This window comes from Halostella pelagica (genome assembly GCF_004762015.1).
GTDB classification, from domain to species: Archaea; Halobacteriota; Halobacteria; order Halobacteriales; family Natronoarchaeaceae; genus Halostella; species Halostella pelagica.
The window spans coordinates 74,308-89,615 of sequence record NZ_SJES01000006.1 but is presented as its reverse complement, the minus strand read 5'-3'; the positions used below and the strand labels follow the sequence as shown (position 1 = coordinate 89,615).

The following is a 15,308-nucleotide window of genomic DNA, read 5'->3' as shown; positions in this document are numbered from 1 at the left end:
ATCACACTAGCAGAAGCGTCTTACCATTCTCGGGCGGTCGGGCTGAAACGGTTCATAGGGACTCTCGTACCCGTGTACCGGTATTTGTTGGCCCGTGCCGGCGAAAAGACCGAACAGACTACAACAGTCCCTATCACTCCCCGGTGAACTCGGGGTCGCGGTCGTCGCGGAAGGCGCTCACGCCCTCGGCGTGGTCCGCCGTTTTCAAGAGCGTGCTCTGGGCGAGGGATTCGACAAGTCCGGCCGTCTGCGTGTCCGTGTCGCGGGCGCTGTTGACCGCGCGCTTCGCCAGTCCAAGCGCCTGCGGCGGTTGCCCGAGCAGGTCCGAGGCGTACTCCCGGGCGGCCGCCTCGGGCGCGTCCGCGACCCGTTCGACCAGCCCGATCTCGCGGGCTCGGTCGCCGTCGACCAGTTCGCCCGAGAAGATCATGTCCTTGGCCCTTCCGGGGCCGACGAGATGGACGAAACGCGAGCATCCGCCGAGTCCGGGGATGAGACCGATGTTGTGCTCGGGGAAGCCGAGTTTCGCATCGGGGGAGGCGATACGCACGTCGCAGGCCAGCGCGAGTTCAAGTCCCCCGCCGACGCAGGTGCCGCTTATCGCGGCCATTACCGGCTTCTCCATCGTCTCGATCCCGTCGAACGCGCGGCCGAGGACGCGCGAGTTCGACCGGAATTCAGCAGTCGTCCACTCCCGCGCCTCCTCGAACAGCCCCACGTCCGCGCCGACCGAGAACACGTCGGCGTCGCCGGTGACGATACCGACGCGGACATGGTCCTCGCGAAGCACGTCGACCGCGTCCGCGAGTTCGTGTCTGACTTGCTGACTGATCGCGTTCACCGGGGGGTTCGCGAGGTGAACCGTCGCGACCCCGTCGTCGTCGACCGATACGTCCAGCGTGTCGAACTCGTTTCCTGTCATGTTAGCTCCAGTCCGGGTCTCGTTTCTCGAGGAACGCGTCGAGTCCCTCTTCGAACACCTCGGAGTTGCTGATCCGCTTTATCGTGTCCCGTTCCTCTTCGAGATGCTCGTCCAGACGCCCCTGGAACGTCGAGTCGATCAGTTCCTTCGTCTCCTCGTACACCGACGTCGGGCCGTCAGCCAACTCCGCCGCCCACTCCGTTACCGCGTCGATGAACTCGTCTTCAGGGCCGTCGATCCGGCGGTTGGCGAGCCCAAGTTCGGCGGCCTCGGCCGCCGTGATCGGTTCGGGTTCGAAGATGAGTTCCCGGGCCTTGTACGGCCCCACGGTTTTCGCGAGGAAAAACGGCGTCGCGTTGTCCGGCGTGAGCCCGATCCTCGCGTACGCGGTGTCGAGAACGGCGTGGCTGTGCATGGCGACGAGGTCGCACGCGAGCGTGAACCCCAGTCCGCCGCCCGCCGCGACGCCCGTGACCGCGGCGATGACCGGCCCGGGGAACCGACGTAGCGTGCGAATGAACCGGTTCGACGCGGCGGCGATGGCGTCGATCTTCACCGACCGCATCTCCGACGGCGCGTCGCCGATAGACCGGAGGTCGGCCCCGGCCGAGAACTCCGGTTCGCCGCAGAGAACGAGACAGTCGACGCTTCCGTCTACTCCCTCGACAGTCTCCGCCATCGCCTCCACCTGCGGCGGCGTGAACACGTTGATCGGTTCCTCGTTCCGTTCCATCACGAGGCGCGCGACGTCGCCGTTCGCGACGTACTCGATCCGTGCCTGGTCGTGGACCCGTTCGACACGGGTCATTGGTGGCTCCCACCCTCACTGCGGCCGAGCGGCGCTTCCGCCGTGCGATACCGTTCCGCTAGCTGGAGATACTCCTCTCCGTACCAGCGGATCTGGTCGCGCTGTTCGTCGGTTATCGGTTTCAGTTCCGGCGGCGATCCGTACGCGATGTGGCCGTCCGGTATCTCCTGGTCCTCCCGGACGACGGTCCCCGCCGCGACGATGCAGTCGTCGCCGACTGACGCGTCGGGAAGGACGGTACTCGACATGCCGAGGAGGACGTCGTCCCCGACGGTCGCCCGGTCGACGACGACGTTGTGGCCGATGGTTACGCCCGACCCGACCGTCGCCTCGTGAAGCATCGTGAAGTCTTGCACGTTCGTCTCCTCGCCGACCGTGATGGGGCCGTAATCCCCCCGCATGCAGACGAACGGCCAGACGCTCGCCCGCGGTTCGACCGTGACATCGCCGACGAGATACGACATCTCGGAGACGAACGCCGACTCGGCTATATCGGGGCGGTCCGTCTCAAACGGTCGTTGCATTCGCGTCACCACCGTACGGTTCGCTGATATTGCGGATCACGTTCATTTCACCCCCAGATACGTCTCCATCGCGGACCGGTCGCTCAGCAACTCCGAGGCCGGCGCGTCGTGGACGACCTCGCCGGTTTCAAGCACGTAGGCGAGGTCGGCCAGGTCGAGCGCCATCTCGGCGTTCTGTTCGACGAGGAGTATCGTAACCCCGTCGTCGTTGAGGTCCCGGATGATATCCTTTACGTCCTCGACTATCTGGGGTGCGAGACCCTCGCTCGGTTCGTCGAGCAGGAGGAGGTCGGTCTCCGGGCCGAGCAGTCCACGCGCGATGGCGAGCATCTGCTGTTCACCGCCGCTCATCGTCCCCGCTTTCTGCGTTCGACGTTCGTCGAGTCGCGGGAAGCGGTCGTATATCTCCTCGAACCCGGCGCGTTTGTCGCCTTCGCCGGTGTGTGCCGCGAGTCTGAGATTCTCTTCGACTGTCAGATCGCCGAACACGCGTCTCCCTTCTGGCACCCAGGAGATACCCCGCTTGCGGACGGCGTGCGGTTGGAGCCCCTGGATCTCCTCGCCGTTCATCGTTATCGTCCCCGAGGACACCGGGGTGAGACACATGATGCTCCGTAGCGTCGTTGTCTTGCCGGCCCCGTTGCGGCCGACCAGCGCGACGATCCCGCCGCGGTCGACCGAGAGCGAGACGTCGAAGAGGACGTGACTCTGCCCGTAGTGAGTGTTGATCGACGAGACGGAGAGCAGTTCCTCTGCCATCTCACTCACCACCCAGATACGCTCGCTGCACGCGGTCGTCCGTTCGGATCTCCGCGGGGTCTCCTCGCGCGATGAGTTCTCCCTCGTTCATTACTACTATGAATTCTGATATGTCCATGACGATATCCATGTCGTGTTCGATGAGAACCAGCGTCGTGTCCGACGCGATCTCCTCGATCAGTTCGACCGTATCCAGGGTCTCCTCCGGGCTCATCCCCGCCGTTGGCTCGTCCATCAACAGCAGATCCGGACCGGCGGCGAGCGCGATCCCGATCTCCAGATGCCGTCGCTGGCCGTACGAAAGGTTCGATGCCTGCCTGTCGGCGACATCGAGAAGGTGAACGCGCTCCAGTACGGCCTCCGCGTCGTCGACCGCACCGTCGAGGCTCGTGTAATGCCGGAGGAAATCGGACGCACCGAATCCGGAATACCGGGCTTGTGTGGCGAGTCGAACGTTCTCTCTCGTAGTCAGGTCGTCGAAAAAGTTTGTTATCTGAAATGATCTGACGACCCCTTTGTCGACGATATCGTGCGGTGCCATGCCGTCGATTCGCTCGTCCCGGAACCGTATCTGACCGCTGGTCGGCTCGTACTTGCCGGTGAACAGGTTGAACAGGGTCGTCTTCCCCGCACCGTTCGGGCCGATGATCGACGTGATCTCGCCCTCCGGGATCGACATCGAGACGTCGTTGATGGCAGTCAGTTGACCGAACTTCTTCGTCACGTCGTCCGTTCGAAGTAGCGTCTCGTCCGTCGTTTCGCTGTCGGGCGTCTCGGGCTTGGTGCGGTTCATGATTTCCCTCGGACTTTGCGGACGTAGTTTTCGATCGCGTTTTTCGCGTTCGTCAGGGCGTTCCGCGGGTCCTCTTTAAGAGAGATGAGTATCCCCGCTAGTCCCCGCGGAGCGAAGATGACGACCACGACGAAGATGCCGCCGAGGATGACCTCCCAGGCCGCTATCCCGCCGAGCATCTCCTCCAGGATGATGACCGACGCGGCTCCCAGCATCGGCCCCCAGAGCGTCCCCATCCCGCCGAGCAACAGCATCACGACGAGTTCGCCGCTGACGGTCCAGTGGAGGAACTGAGGGTGAGCGAGGCTCTGGAACGGAACGTACAGCCCACCGGCGAGGCCGGCGAATCCGCCGCTGATGGCGAACCCGACGACCTTGTACCGGCGGACGTCGTACCCGATGAACGCCACCCGCTCCTCGTTCTCGCGGATCCCCTGGAGAACGCGCCCGAACGGCGAGTTCGCCAGACGAACGAGGAACGCGAGCGACAGCGCGACCAGAAGCAGTGTCAGGAAGTAGTAGTTGATCCGGTCGCTCAGGTCGATTCCGATCAGTTCGTACAGTGCGATGCCGTAGATCCCGTTGTCGCCCCCGGTGATCGATTCGACGCCGAGAAGGGTCGCGGGGAGGTCAGCGAACGCCGCTACGTAGAACATCTGTGCGAACGCCAGCGTCAGCATTGCGAAGTAAATTCCCCGAGAACGAACGCTGAACCAACCGATCACGGCCGCGACCGCGACGCCAGTGAGCATCGCCACCGGCAAAACGACGAGTGCGTTCGGCGTAACCTCCGTTATCAGCAACGCCGCCGAGTACCCGCCGGCGCCGAACATGGCCGCGTGGCCGAACGACAGCAATCCGGCGTAGCCGAACACGAAGTCCAGCGACAGCGCAAGCAGCGCGAACACGAGTACCTGCACGAGGATGTACAGCCAGTACGGTTCGACGATGGCGACGACCGGGCCCAGAACCCCGAGCAAGACGATGAGGCCGAACACGGCGAGTCGCCCCCTGCTCGTGAGGATCTGGCTGTCCCCGACGGACGTGCGTCGCGGGTCGAACATGGCAACGATCTCGCGCATCTATGCTGCCTCCGTTGCGCCGAAGAGACCGCTCGGTTTGATTATCAGGACGACTGCCATCAGCGCGAACATGAACAGGTCGGTCAGCGACGGCGCGATCAGGGCGCCGTAGGCAGTGACGAGCCCGATCAGTAACGCGCTGAACACGGCCCCGCGGAAGCTCCCGAGACCGCCGATAACGACGATGACGAACGCCTGGATGATCACGCCGAACCCCATGCCGGGGTTCACTGACCGCGACGCACCGAGGAGGACACCTGCGACGCCCGCGAGCGCGGCGCCGAACACGACGACGCCCGTGAACACCCTCGATACGTCGAAGCCGAGCGCGTCGACCATCTCCGTGTCGTGAGCGCTCGCGCGGATGATGATACCGATGTCGCTCCTGCTGATCGCGAGCCAGATCGCTCCGATGAGAACGGTGCTCACCGCCAGGACGAACATCCAGTAGACGGGATAGCTGAGCGACCCGTACGTCAGCGTGCCCGAGAGCGCATCGGGAACCTGGATCCTGAGCGACTGAGCGCCCCAGATCTCGACGACGAGCCCCTGCGTCATGATAGCGATTCCGAACGTGAGCAGGATGTGATACAGCGGGTTGCGTCCGTACAGCGGTCGAAGCGACAGAATCTCTATCGCGCCACCGACGACAGCGACGAGGAGAGGCGCGATGACGAGCGCCAACCAGAAACTCCCCAGTTCAGTTGCGACGGTGACCCCGAAGTACGCCCCCAGCATGTACAGCGCGCCATGGGCGAAGTTGATCACGTCTAACATCCCGAAGATGAGCGTGAGACCTGCGGCGACGAGCGCGAGCGTCATTCCAAGCTGAAGGCCGAGCAAGGTGGCCCGGATCAGCGTCGTCGCGTCTACCACTGCGTCTCACCTCCAGTAGTGTGGCGCTGGTTGTTCGGGTCGGTGGTCATCTTACAGGCTGCAACCCCAGGTCGGGAGCTCGGGCCGTTCGAGGGTTTCGACGACCTCGTTCTCGACGGGGACTTCCCCGTCGCTCTCGACGACTTGGCGGATATCCATGTCCTGGATCGGGTCGTTCGTTTCAGGGTGGAACTGGAAACTCCCGCGCGGGCTGTCTATCTCCATGCCGCTGAGCGAGTCGGCAAGGTCGTCCGGGTCCGTCCCGTCGACGTCGTCGACAGCGGCGTTGAAGGCCTGCGCCGAGTCGTACCCCTGAACTGCGTACACGTTCGGCCGAGAGTCGTGTTCGCTCATGTAGTTCTCGACGAACTCCTGGTTCCGGTCGTTTTGCTTCGTCGGCGTGTAGTGCAGGATAGAGTACTTCCCGAGTGCCGCTTCCCCTTGCGCGGGGAGCGTGTCTTCAGAGAGGAGGAACCCGCTCCCCGTCTGTGTCATCTTGTCGTCGAGACCGAAGTCGCTGAACTGGGAGACGTAGTTGACCGCGTCGCTACCGGCGAAAAACGAGAACACGGCGTCAGCACCGCTGTCCTCGATCTCACCGAGGTACGGCGAGTAGTCGTCGCTGCCGAGCGGTACGCCGACCTCGCCGACGACTTCGCCGCCGGCCTCTTCGAACGCCTCCGCGAAGAAGTTCTTCGAGTTCTGGCCGAACGCGTAGTCGGCGTAGGCGAGAACGACGTTGTCGGCGACGTTGTCGTACACCCACGGCGCGAGCGGGGCACTGGTCTGCCAGTCGTTGAACGACGTTCGGAAGTGATACTTCAGACAGCCCTCCTTGACGACGCGGTAGTCGCCGGCGTTGGCGTTGAGCCAGATCGCGCTGGCCTCGTTCTCGACCGTCTGCATCATCGCTATCGCGACAGCGCTCGACACCGGACCGACGAGGACGTCCGCACCCTCGTCGACTAGCATCTGACGGGTCACCGAGACGCCGCGGTCGGTGTCGGCCTCCGTGTCGCTCTGTACCGTTTCGACCTCGCGGCCGGCTATCTGACCGTCGTTCTGGTCGAGAAAGAGTTCGAAGCCGTTGACGATACTCTCTCCGAGCAACGAGTACGTCCCCGAAAAGGGGAGCACGTACCCGACCGTCAACGTCCCGTCGTCGCTGCCGGTGATCCCACCGAGACAACCCCCCAGAGCGGCGGCCGTTCCCGCGACGCCGCTACTGAGCAGGAATCGTCGTCGCGACGTAGTTGTCGACGACTGTGATGCGTCTCGCTGTCCACGCTTGGTAGTGCTCCTCTTGGGAGTCATACACAAGTCGTAGTCGATCATGCATTTATAATTTTCGACCATGAGGAGTTCTTTTCTCCGGAGTCAGAGCCGGAACGCCGCGTGGATTTATAAGGGAATATCGTAGACGGATCAGTGCATGGCAGCAAACCCGTTACCTACGTTGGAAGAGGCAGTGTCGGAGATAGAGTCCGGCAGTTCCGTGGCTGCCGGTCTCGCGCTCGAACATGCGATACCTTTCGCGGTCGGCCACGAACTGCTGCGGCAGGGAACGGACGACCTCACGATGATCGGCCCCATCAGCGACCTCCTGTTCGACCAGTTGGTCGGCGGCGGCGCGGTTTCGGGTATCCGGGCGGCGTGGGTCGGTAACGTGAGCGCCGGCACCGGCTACCGGTTCCGCGAGGCAGTCGAAAACGACCGGATACGCGTCGAGAATCACTCTAATTTCAGTATCGCGCTCGCGCTCAAAGCCGGTGCGATGGGCGTCCCGTATCTGCCGACCAGATCGCTACTCGGGAGCGATATCTTCAAGGAGAGCGATCTGTTCGCCCGCGCCGAGGACCCGTTTACCGGCGACGAGGTCGTACAGGTGCCGGCGGTAAATCCAGACTGGACCGTGGTCCACGCACAGCGTGCGAGCACCGAGGGCGACGTCCACATGTGGGGCAACACCGGAATCACGGACCCCGCCGTCGGTGCCGCGGAGAACGTCCTCGTGACGACCGAGGAAGTCGTAGACTCCGAGACGATCAAGAGCGACCCGAGCAGGACTGCTATCACCCGCGAACAGGTCACCGCCGTCGTCGAGTGCCCCTTCGGGGCGCACCCGTCCCCGTTGACGGGCCACTACAACCGCGACAACGAGTACTACCTCGACTATCACAGTCAGACAGACACGCAGGAAGCGTTCGACGAGTGGGCAGACGAGTGGGTGTACGGCGTCGAGAACCGTGACGAGTACATGGAGTTAGTCGACGCCGACCTGTCGATCACCGAACCCACCGTCGCCGCGGAGGTGCAGTATGGCCAGTGAGGAGTACACCGACCGAGAACTGATGGTCAGTGCCGCGGCCGCCGAGATAGACAACGGTGACACGGCCTTCGTCGGTATGCGACTCCCACTTATCGCGTTCCAGGTCGCCGTCAGCACACACGCGCCCGATTCGGTGGCCGTCTACGAGAGCGGGGTCGTCAGAGACGCCCCGGCCGACGGGTTCATTCACACGATGTGTGACCTCCCGAACCTGAACCGCGCCGTGTCGACGACCGGGATGATCGACATCATGAGTCGCCTCCAGCGGGGCGACGTCGATGTCGGCTTCCTCGGCGGGGCCGAGGTAGACCGGTATGGAAACCTCAACACCACGCGGGTTCGAGCGGGTGACCGCGAGGTTCGACTCCCCGGTAGCGGCGGTGCCTGCGACATCGCGTGTATGGCCGACAGGACTGTTCTGCTGATGCCGCACGAACCGCGGCGGTTCGTGGAGGAGGTCAACTACGTCACCAGTCCGGGACATGCGAGCGACGGAAGCGGCCGAGAGAACCATCCCGCCCCAGGCGGCGGTCCCAGCGCTCTCGTCACCTCCAAAGCCACCTTCGGATTCCACGACGGCGAACTCTATCTCCGTAGCACGCACCCCGGCGTCGACGCCGACGACGTGCTTGCCGACTTCCCGTGGGACGTGAACACGGCGTCGGACGTGGGCGAAGGGACAGTGACCACAACCTCGAAACCGACGGGAGAGGAGCTAGAACTGATCCGAACGTTCGACCCTGACGGCTTCTGGACGTAGATGACGGCGACCAGGGTCGGTGAACACCCCGATGTTAAGAACTGGCAGCACGTTCTCCCGTGTATGCCAGGTACCGACGATATCGACAGCCCCGAAGCATTCGCCGACGACCTCCCACTGACGGCGGTGTTCGGAGACCACCCGAAAACCCGGATCGTAAGCGCGCTGTTGACCGAGTCGGAGATTCCGACGACCGACTTCAGCGTGAGCGAGATCGCACGGATCTCCGGCGTCGACGACGATAGGGTCGCCGACCACCTCGACGAACTCCGGTCTTCGGGGATCGTCGTTGAAACGGACGAACTCGACGACGCAGCCACGTACAGGCTCGACGAGGACCGCGCTGTCGTCGCAGACGTTCGCCAGTTGCACGAGGATCTGTTCGAGGAAACGACCGGATCCGCCGAGTAACGGTGCAGCGAGCACATCGAAAGATCACAGATAGAATTTCGGTTTCGTGTTGGATTTCCGTACAACAACCGTTAGGTATTTGGTCTGATCCTATGATCGAATAGTTATCATGGCGCTAAGAGAGCCAGCGGAGAACTTACCAGACGAATCAGCGAAGCCGGACTATATTCACGCCGTCCCCGAGGCCCACTACCCAAAGCGGATCAACGTCGTCGACGAACTCGTGGACACACACGTACAGGACGGACGCGGGGACAACGTGGCGATCCACTTCGAGGACGAAGAGATCACCTACGCGGAACTACAGGAACGAGTGAACCGGATGGGGAACGCGCTCCTCGATATGGGGATCGAAGCGGGTGACCGCGTCGCCGTTCGGTTCCCGAACCGCCCGGAGGCTATCGTCAGCTGTCTCGCCATCCAGAAGATCGGTGGCGTTGCGCTTCCGTCGATGAAGCTCCTCCGCGCGAAGGAGCTACGGTACATCATCAACAACGCCGAAGCGCGTGCGATCATCGTCTACGACGACCTGCTCGACGAGGTCGAAAACGCGATGTCCGACCTGGAGACGGTCGAAAACGTGATCGTCGCCGAGCGAAACGGCGTCGAACACGACCGGCACAGTTACGACGACCTGCTGGACTCGGCGAGCACCGACCTCGAGAGCCGCGAGACTAAGCGCGACGACCCCGCGCTGATGCTTTACACCAGCGGGACGACGGGGCGGCCGAAAGGCGCGATCCACACCCATCGACAGATCCTCGCATCCGCCGACACCTACGCTCGGTACTGTCTGGAACCCTCGGAAGACGACGTTTTTGGCGGTAATCCGCCGCTACCGTTCGCGTATGGGTACGGGGATCTCGTCACGTTCCCGTTACGGTTCGGCGGGAGCACGAGTATCGTTGAGGACGCGGACCCGGGCGACCTGCTCGAAGCCGTCGAGAACCACGGTATCACGGTGCTCTGTTCGATCCCGACGGCGTTCAACCAGATGCTCTCGGAGTATCCGGACGGGCCCGAGACGTACGACGTGTCCTCGCTACGGGTCGGCGTGAGCGCCGGCGAGCCGCTGACGCCGACGACGTTCGAATCGTTCCGAGACGAGTACGGGGTCGAGCTACTCGACGGGATCGGGACGACGGAGATGCTACACATCTTCATCAGTCATCGCCACGACGAGGAGATAGACCCCAGCGCGACCGGGTTCCCCGTCCCGGGATACGAGTGCAAGATCGTCGACCCCGACACCGGAGAGGAGTGTGAGCGCGGCGAACCGGGACTACTGGCGGTCCGCGGTCCGACCGGGATCGAGTACTGGGGCCGGCCGGACAAACAGGCGGACGCCGTGAAGGACGGCTGGTCGTATCCGGGAGACATATTCGTCCAGCGAGCGGACGGTCGCCTGGAGTACAAGTCCCGGAACGACGACCTCATCATTTCGAGCGGATACAACATCCCCGGGCCCGAGGTAGAGGCAGTCATTCAGGAGCAAGAGTCCGTATCGGAAGTAGCCGTCATCGGGAGCCCGGACGAGGAACGCGGCGAGATAGTGAAGGCGTTCGTCGTGCTAACAGAGGACCAACCGGCTAACGACGCTCTGGTCGAGGAAATACAGAACCACGTGAAAAACTCCCTTGCACCGTACAAGTACCCGCGCGAGGTGGAGTTCGTGAGCGAACTCCCCCGGACCGAGACGGGGAAGATCCGTCGGACCGAACTCCGGGATCAAGAGCAGTCGTAGCGCGGCCTTCTTCGCTGCCGTATGACAGTTCGCTACTCCTTCCGCAGTCGTACCGTCGGTAGCAACTTCTCCAATGATACCAATGCGACAGTGCCGAATGAGGAAGATCCACGTGTTGCCTATCGCATGTATACGGTGTTCGTATACGGTAGTAGTCTGGAATATGGCAGGACCTCGTCTTCACGGTTGCGCGTACGTGTCTGATCTGACGGTACAGGCACAATCCTGCAAACAAACACACCCTTAGTCCGTGTTATTTTGCGCCGTATTCGAAGTCGTATTCGCCGTTCGTATACGCGAGTGATTCCCCGGGCAGCGAAAACACGTCGTACCGGGCCGGTGGGATAACACACACTTAGGGTGTGTTTTTCGCCTCTACTTCACCAGACCCCTGAGAGATGCCGGTCACAAAAAATAACCAGGTCCCGGGAACTGAACGCGTTCGTCAAGATAACTACGTCAGCGGGAGTCACGGCCGAGAGTTGTCGTACATTCAGAAGTGATCCCAGTCGAGCGGCTAAGACAACAACCTATAGGGTGTGTTTTGAGAGCGTATACGGAATCCGTATACGCCCGATACTACGGAGCGGTAGCTGACCAAGAGCGGGACAGGAGAACTCCGACGCTACGACGGCAAGGGAGGAAACTCTGACTCCTTAGGGACTCTCGTCCGTCTCGATCTTCATGTCGGACAGGGGCCTTGCGATGCAGGTCAGGACGTACCCTTCCTCCTTCTCGCTGTCCGAGAGGAACATGCCCTCGGTCTGTTCGACGTCACAGTCGGACTCCCGCATCGCACAACAGACTCCGCAGATACCCATACGGCACTGATAGGGGAGGTCGATACCTGCTTCCTCCGCGGCTTCGAGGATCGACTGGTTCTCCGGGACTTCGAGCGTCACGTCTCTGTCGACGAGTTCGACGGTGTGCGTCTCGACCATGTGAACTACCGTTCCTCGGTTGATTTTTCGTACACGTGCTCGACGGGTTCGAAGCCGAACTCCTCGTACACCTGCGCGGCATCATCGTCGCCCTCCATCACGTCGATCCGGTAGAAGTCGACCTCGTGGGGGCTGCCGGCGAACCAGTCGTGGGCCTCGTCGAGCAACGCTTTTCCGACGCCTTTCCCCTGATGCTCGGGTTCGACGTAGTGCCCGTTGATGTACCCGTGGTCTTCGAGTCGGAATATCGGATGGTCCCCCATCACGCGCCCCTCGAGAGCGCCGATGAGTTCTCCGGTCTCCTCGTCTTCCGCGACGACGACCATTCCGTACTTCGAATCGACGAGTTGGTTCTCGAAATACTGCAACCAGCGGTCGTCGGCGTCCTCTTTGTGACGGTATCTGTCGTCGTACTTGGAGAGGTGGTCGGTGAATCCGTGCCAAAGGTCGAGCAGTTCCTCTCCGTCGTCCAACGTCGCCTGTCGAACGTCGTACGTCATGTGATACCGAACGAACCCGATTGACAAAAAAGATCCTGTCGAACGGATCTGATATCCCCCGAGGGATCAAACAGCGAAGACCGGCCGCACGAGAGTTCATCTCCTACGTTCGTGGGTGCGTGTCGACTATGGTCGAGGGCACGTTCGCCGTTGAATTGGGTACCGGTCGCCCCGCACGTTGTGGACTACTCGATTCAGACCCTTACGAGGATCCGGGCGTCAGAGCCGATACGCGCAACGTATACAGAAAACAATTATAAACCTGGCCCGGTAAGTCGATACTGTTCGAACCATGCCCACAGAGAAACAGTTGAAAGAACAGGTGCAAAACGGGAAGATGATCGAGTCCGAGGAGGAGATGACGGAGGGCTACAAGGAGGCGCTCAAGCAGATCCTGCTGGTGTCCGGAGACACCGAACTGATGAGCGCGCCGGCGTACTACGACCAGTCGCTGAACGCGCCGTCGCTCGACGCACGTACCTCTTGCGTGAGCGTCATTCAGGACGAACTCGGTCACGGCCACATCGCGTACCGCCTGCTCGAAGACCTCGGCGAGGACCGCGAGGAACTCATCTACGGGCGCGAACCGTACGAGTTCCGAAACACGTACGGGTTCGACCAGCACATCGAGAACTTCGCCGAACTCGTGACCGCCCACGGGATCTTCGACCGTGCGGGGATGGTCCTGCTCGGCGATATCTACGAGAACACGTCGTACGCGCCGTGGAAGCGCGCGCTCACGAAAGTCGAGAAGGAAGAGCAGTTCCACCTGCGCCACGGCGAGACGTGGATGCGCCGGCTGGCGAACAAGAACGACAAAACCAAAGACAAGCTACAGGAAGCCGTCGACTGGATGTTCCCCATCGGCGTCGAATGGTTCGGTATGCCCGACGACAAGAAGCGCAACACCGACCAGTTGGACTACCGCATCAAGGGCAAATCCAACGACGAACTCAGACAGGACTGGCTCTCGCGGACGCTTCCGCTGATGGACGAACTCGACCTAGACGTGCCGGCCCACCACGACGAGGAGGCCGACGAGTACGTCCTCGAATACGACCTGCCGATCGCTTTCGACGCTGAGAACAAGGACTGGCGGATGAACGAGCACATTTCATGGTCGGACGTGCTCGACCGCTGGCGGGACCGCGGCCCCGCCAACGAGAAGTACGTGAACCTCATCCAGTCCGGAAAAGTCGATGTCGGTATCTGATACGATGGCAACGACAAACCGAAACGTCGACAGTTCGGCCGGACCGCCACGAACCAGCGAATTCATCGAGAACCGTCGGACGGACTCGACCCCGTTCGAGGAGCGCCTGTGGGACGCGGTCGACGAGATCCCCGACCCGCACATCCCCGTCAGCCTCGTCGAGATGGCGATGGTCTACGACGTCGAGGAGACGGACGGACACGTCGACGTCGAGATGACGTACCCCTGCATGGGGTGCCCGGCGTACGACATGATTCAGAACGACGTCCGGAGCTGTCTCCGGGTCATCGAAGGCGTCGAGTCCGTCGACGTCGAGGTCGTCTGGGACCCCGTGTGGTCGAAAGACATGCTCACAGACGAAGTTCGCGAGAAAATGCGAGAATCCGGGATCGGACTATGAGCGACACTGAGAAATACGAAGTGTTCGCCCGCAAGAACCAGGGCGACGACACGAAACACGTCGGCAACGTCAGCGCGAAAAACGGAAGGCTGGCCAAGATGTACGCACACAACACGTTCGACGAAGAGGACTGGGACTACATGGCGGTCGTCAGACAGGGAGACCTCCTCGAGGTCGAACACGGAACCCCCAGAACCACGGTGACCACCGATGAGTGACTGGCCAGTTGAGGCAGTCGAGTACGTTCAGGCGATCGCGGACACGAAGCTCGTCCTCGGCCACCGGAACGCCCAGTGGAGCCTGGCCGGGCCGTCGCTGGAGGACGACATCGGCGGGTCCAGCGCCGCCCAGGAGGAAGTCGGCCACGTCCGACAGTTGTTCCGCATGCTCCAGCAACAGGGACGGGACGACGACTGGCTCCAGGGCGACCGCGATCCGACGGAGTTCAACAACGTCTCCGCGCTCGACGTGATAGACGGCGAGTGGCCCGAGTACGTGGCGACGATAGCGCCCGCTGACCGGGCCGCGTGGTATCTCCTCGATGCGATCGACCGGGACGACATGGACGGGATGATCACGAAGATCGGGGAGGAAGAGTACTTCCATCTGGAGTATCACGACGCCAGACTGGAGACGCTGGCGGAGGAGTACCCCAGCAGGATCCAGGAGACGCTCGAAGAGACGCTTCCGCAGACGATGGCGTTTATCGGCCCGTCTACGTACGACGACGACGCCGACCCGCTGCTTGACGCCGGGTTCACCGACACGTCGATAGCGTCTATCAGAGACTCGTTCGCCGACCATTACCGGGAACTGTTCGACGACACGCCGGTGTCGCTCGACGGCGTCGACTGGACGGTCCCCGACCCGGACGACTGGGACGAAACCCGCCGTCGAGTCGGGTCGGGCGGCATCAGCGATGAGGACATCCGTCAGCTCACCGGCGAAGAGAACGCGATGTTCGCGAGGTGACACCGTGACTGACTCGGGAGAGCCGACGGTCGAGTGTCCGCACTGCGGTTCACAGGACGCTGAGCAGGAGTCCGCATTCGGGAGCGAAGTGTCCAAATCGCAGTACTACTGCAACGGCTGTCACACGGTCTTCGAGCGGATCAAGTGGGAAGGGAAGCAGCCGGACGAGTAGCGAAACGGTGGCGCTCCGGGGGTCCCGGAATCGGCGGATAGCGCCGCTAAAACTGTCTTTCTATGGACCTCAGCACATATCCTGAGGGAAAATTACTTATAG

Annotated in this window: 19 protein-coding genes; 9 read left to right on the top strand and 10 right to left on the bottom strand. The window is 62.2% G+C overall.

What is annotated here, in order from left to right; genetic code table 11:
* Positions 1-133: 133 nt before the first annotated feature.
* From EYW42_RS14325 to EYW42_RS14290, 8 genes are read right to left on the bottom strand one after another with little or no spacing between them, the layout of a single operon-like run.
* A complete protein-coding gene (locus EYW42_RS14325) occupies positions 134-922 on the bottom strand; it encodes an enoyl-CoA hydratase/isomerase family protein (RefSeq protein ID WP_135535978.1) in 789 nt (262 codons plus the stop codon).
* 1 nt (position 923) lies between these two features.
* Positions 924-1,730, bottom strand: coding sequence for an enoyl-CoA hydratase/isomerase family protein (locus EYW42_RS14320; protein ID WP_135535977.1), 807 nt, complete (start codon positions 1,728-1,730; stop codon positions 924-926).
* Positions 1,727-2,254 carry a gamma carbonic anhydrase family protein gene (locus tag EYW42_RS14315; RefSeq protein ID WP_135535976.1) on the bottom strand — a complete coding sequence of 176 codons (528 nt, stop codon included), beginning with the start codon at positions 2,252-2,254 and terminating at the stop codon, positions 1,727-1,729. The genes EYW42_RS14320 and EYW42_RS14315 overlap by 4 nt, the downstream gene beginning before the upstream one ends.
* Before the next feature lie 42 nt (positions 2,255-2,296).
* Positions 2,297-3,013, bottom strand: a complete 717-nt coding sequence (locus EYW42_RS14310) for an ABC transporter ATP-binding protein (protein ID WP_135535975.1) — start codon at positions 3,011-3,013, stop codon at positions 2,297-2,299.
* Between the two features lies 1 nt (position 3,014).
* Positions 3,015-3,806 carry an ABC transporter ATP-binding protein gene (locus EYW42_RS14305; RefSeq protein ID WP_135535974.1) on the bottom strand — a complete coding sequence of 264 codons (792 nt, stop codon included), beginning with the start codon at positions 3,804-3,806 and terminating at the stop codon, positions 3,015-3,017.
* Positions 3,803-4,888, bottom strand: coding sequence for a branched-chain amino acid ABC transporter permease (locus tag EYW42_RS14300; RefSeq protein WP_135535973.1), 1,086 nt, complete (start codon positions 4,886-4,888; stop codon positions 3,803-3,805). Before EYW42_RS14300 ends, EYW42_RS14305 begins: the two co-directional genes overlap by 4 nt.
* Entirely contained in the window at positions 4,889-5,764 is an 876-nt protein-coding gene (locus tag EYW42_RS14295; RefSeq protein WP_237561341.1) for a branched-chain amino acid ABC transporter permease, read from the bottom strand. It abuts the gene before it with no gap.
* A gap of 51 nt (positions 5,765-5,815) precedes the next feature.
* Entirely contained in the window at positions 5,816-7,078 is a 1,263-nt protein-coding gene (locus EYW42_RS14290; RefSeq protein ID WP_135535972.1) for a substrate-binding domain-containing protein, read from the bottom strand.
* 118 nt (positions 7,079-7,196) lie between these two features.
* On the opposite strand from EYW42_RS14290, the gene EYW42_RS14285 reads away from it, so the two are divergent.
* From EYW42_RS14285 to EYW42_RS14270, 4 genes are all read left to right on the top strand, one after another.
* Positions 7,197-8,093 (top strand): CoA transferase subunit A, encoded by an 897-nt coding sequence (locus EYW42_RS14285; protein WP_135535971.1) that lies wholly within the window; start codon positions 7,197-7,199, stop codon positions 8,091-8,093.
* A complete protein-coding gene (locus EYW42_RS14280; RefSeq protein WP_135535970.1) occupies positions 8,083-8,853 on the top strand; it encodes a CoA-transferase subunit beta in 771 nt (256 codons plus the stop codon). The genes EYW42_RS14285 and EYW42_RS14280 overlap by 11 nt, the downstream gene beginning before the upstream one ends.
* 63 nt (positions 8,854-8,916) lie before the next feature.
* Entirely contained in the window at positions 8,917-9,264 is a 348-nt protein-coding gene (locus EYW42_RS14275; protein ID WP_135535969.1) for a hypothetical protein, read from the top strand.
* 109 nt (positions 9,265-9,373) lie between these two features.
* Positions 9,374-11,008, top strand: coding sequence for an acyl-CoA synthetase (locus EYW42_RS14270; RefSeq protein WP_135535968.1), 1,635 nt, complete (start codon positions 9,374-9,376; stop codon positions 11,006-11,008).
* Positions 11,009-11,664: 656 nt separating this feature from the next.
* On the opposite strand, the gene EYW42_RS14265 is transcribed toward EYW42_RS14270, so the two are convergent.
* A complete protein-coding gene (locus tag EYW42_RS14265; protein WP_135535967.1) occupies positions 11,665-11,949 on the bottom strand; it encodes a 2Fe-2S iron-sulfur cluster-binding protein in 285 nt (94 codons plus the stop codon).
* Positions 11,950-11,954: 5 nt separating this feature from the next.
* Positions 11,955-12,449: a GNAT family N-acetyltransferase gene (locus tag EYW42_RS14260; RefSeq protein WP_135535966.1), complete on the bottom strand. Its 495-nt coding sequence runs from the start codon at positions 12,447-12,449 to the stop codon at positions 11,955-11,957.
* A gap of 292 nt (positions 12,450-12,741) precedes the next feature.
* Between EYW42_RS14260 and EYW42_RS14255 the strand changes: the two genes are divergently transcribed.
* Genes EYW42_RS14255 through EYW42_RS14235 form a run of 5 tightly spaced genes read left to right on the top strand, consistent with a single transcriptional unit; the run spans position 12,742 to position 15,206 of the window.
* Positions 12,742-13,662 carry a 1,2-phenylacetyl-CoA epoxidase subunit PaaC gene (locus EYW42_RS14255; protein ID WP_135535965.1) on the top strand — a complete coding sequence of 307 codons (921 nt, stop codon included), beginning with the start codon at positions 12,742-12,744 and terminating at the stop codon, positions 13,660-13,662.
* Between the two features lie 4 nt (positions 13,663-13,666).
* On the top strand, positions 13,667-14,062 hold the full coding sequence (locus EYW42_RS14250) for a metal-sulfur cluster assembly factor (RefSeq protein ID WP_135535964.1): 396 nt from the start codon (positions 13,667-13,669) through the stop codon (positions 14,060-14,062).
* The gene (locus EYW42_RS14245) at positions 14,059-14,280 is read left to right on the top strand and encodes a phenylacetic acid degradation PaaB family protein (protein WP_135535963.1); all 222 of its coding nucleotides are present in this window, start codon (positions 14,059-14,061) and stop codon (positions 14,278-14,280) included. Before EYW42_RS14250 ends, EYW42_RS14245 begins: the two co-directional genes overlap by 4 nt.
* Positions 14,273-15,034 (top strand): Phenylacetic acid catabolic protein, encoded by a 762-nt coding sequence (locus EYW42_RS14240; protein WP_135535962.1) that lies wholly within the window; start codon positions 14,273-14,275, stop codon positions 15,032-15,034. The genes EYW42_RS14245 and EYW42_RS14240 overlap by 8 nt, the downstream gene beginning before the upstream one ends.
* Positions 15,035-15,038: 4 nt before the next feature.
* Positions 15,039-15,206 carry a PaaD-like zinc ribbon domain-containing protein gene (locus EYW42_RS14235; RefSeq protein WP_202613909.1) on the top strand — a complete coding sequence of 56 codons (168 nt, stop codon included), beginning with the start codon at positions 15,039-15,041 and terminating at the stop codon, positions 15,204-15,206.
* The last annotated feature ends 102 nt before the right edge of the window (positions 15,207-15,308 follow it).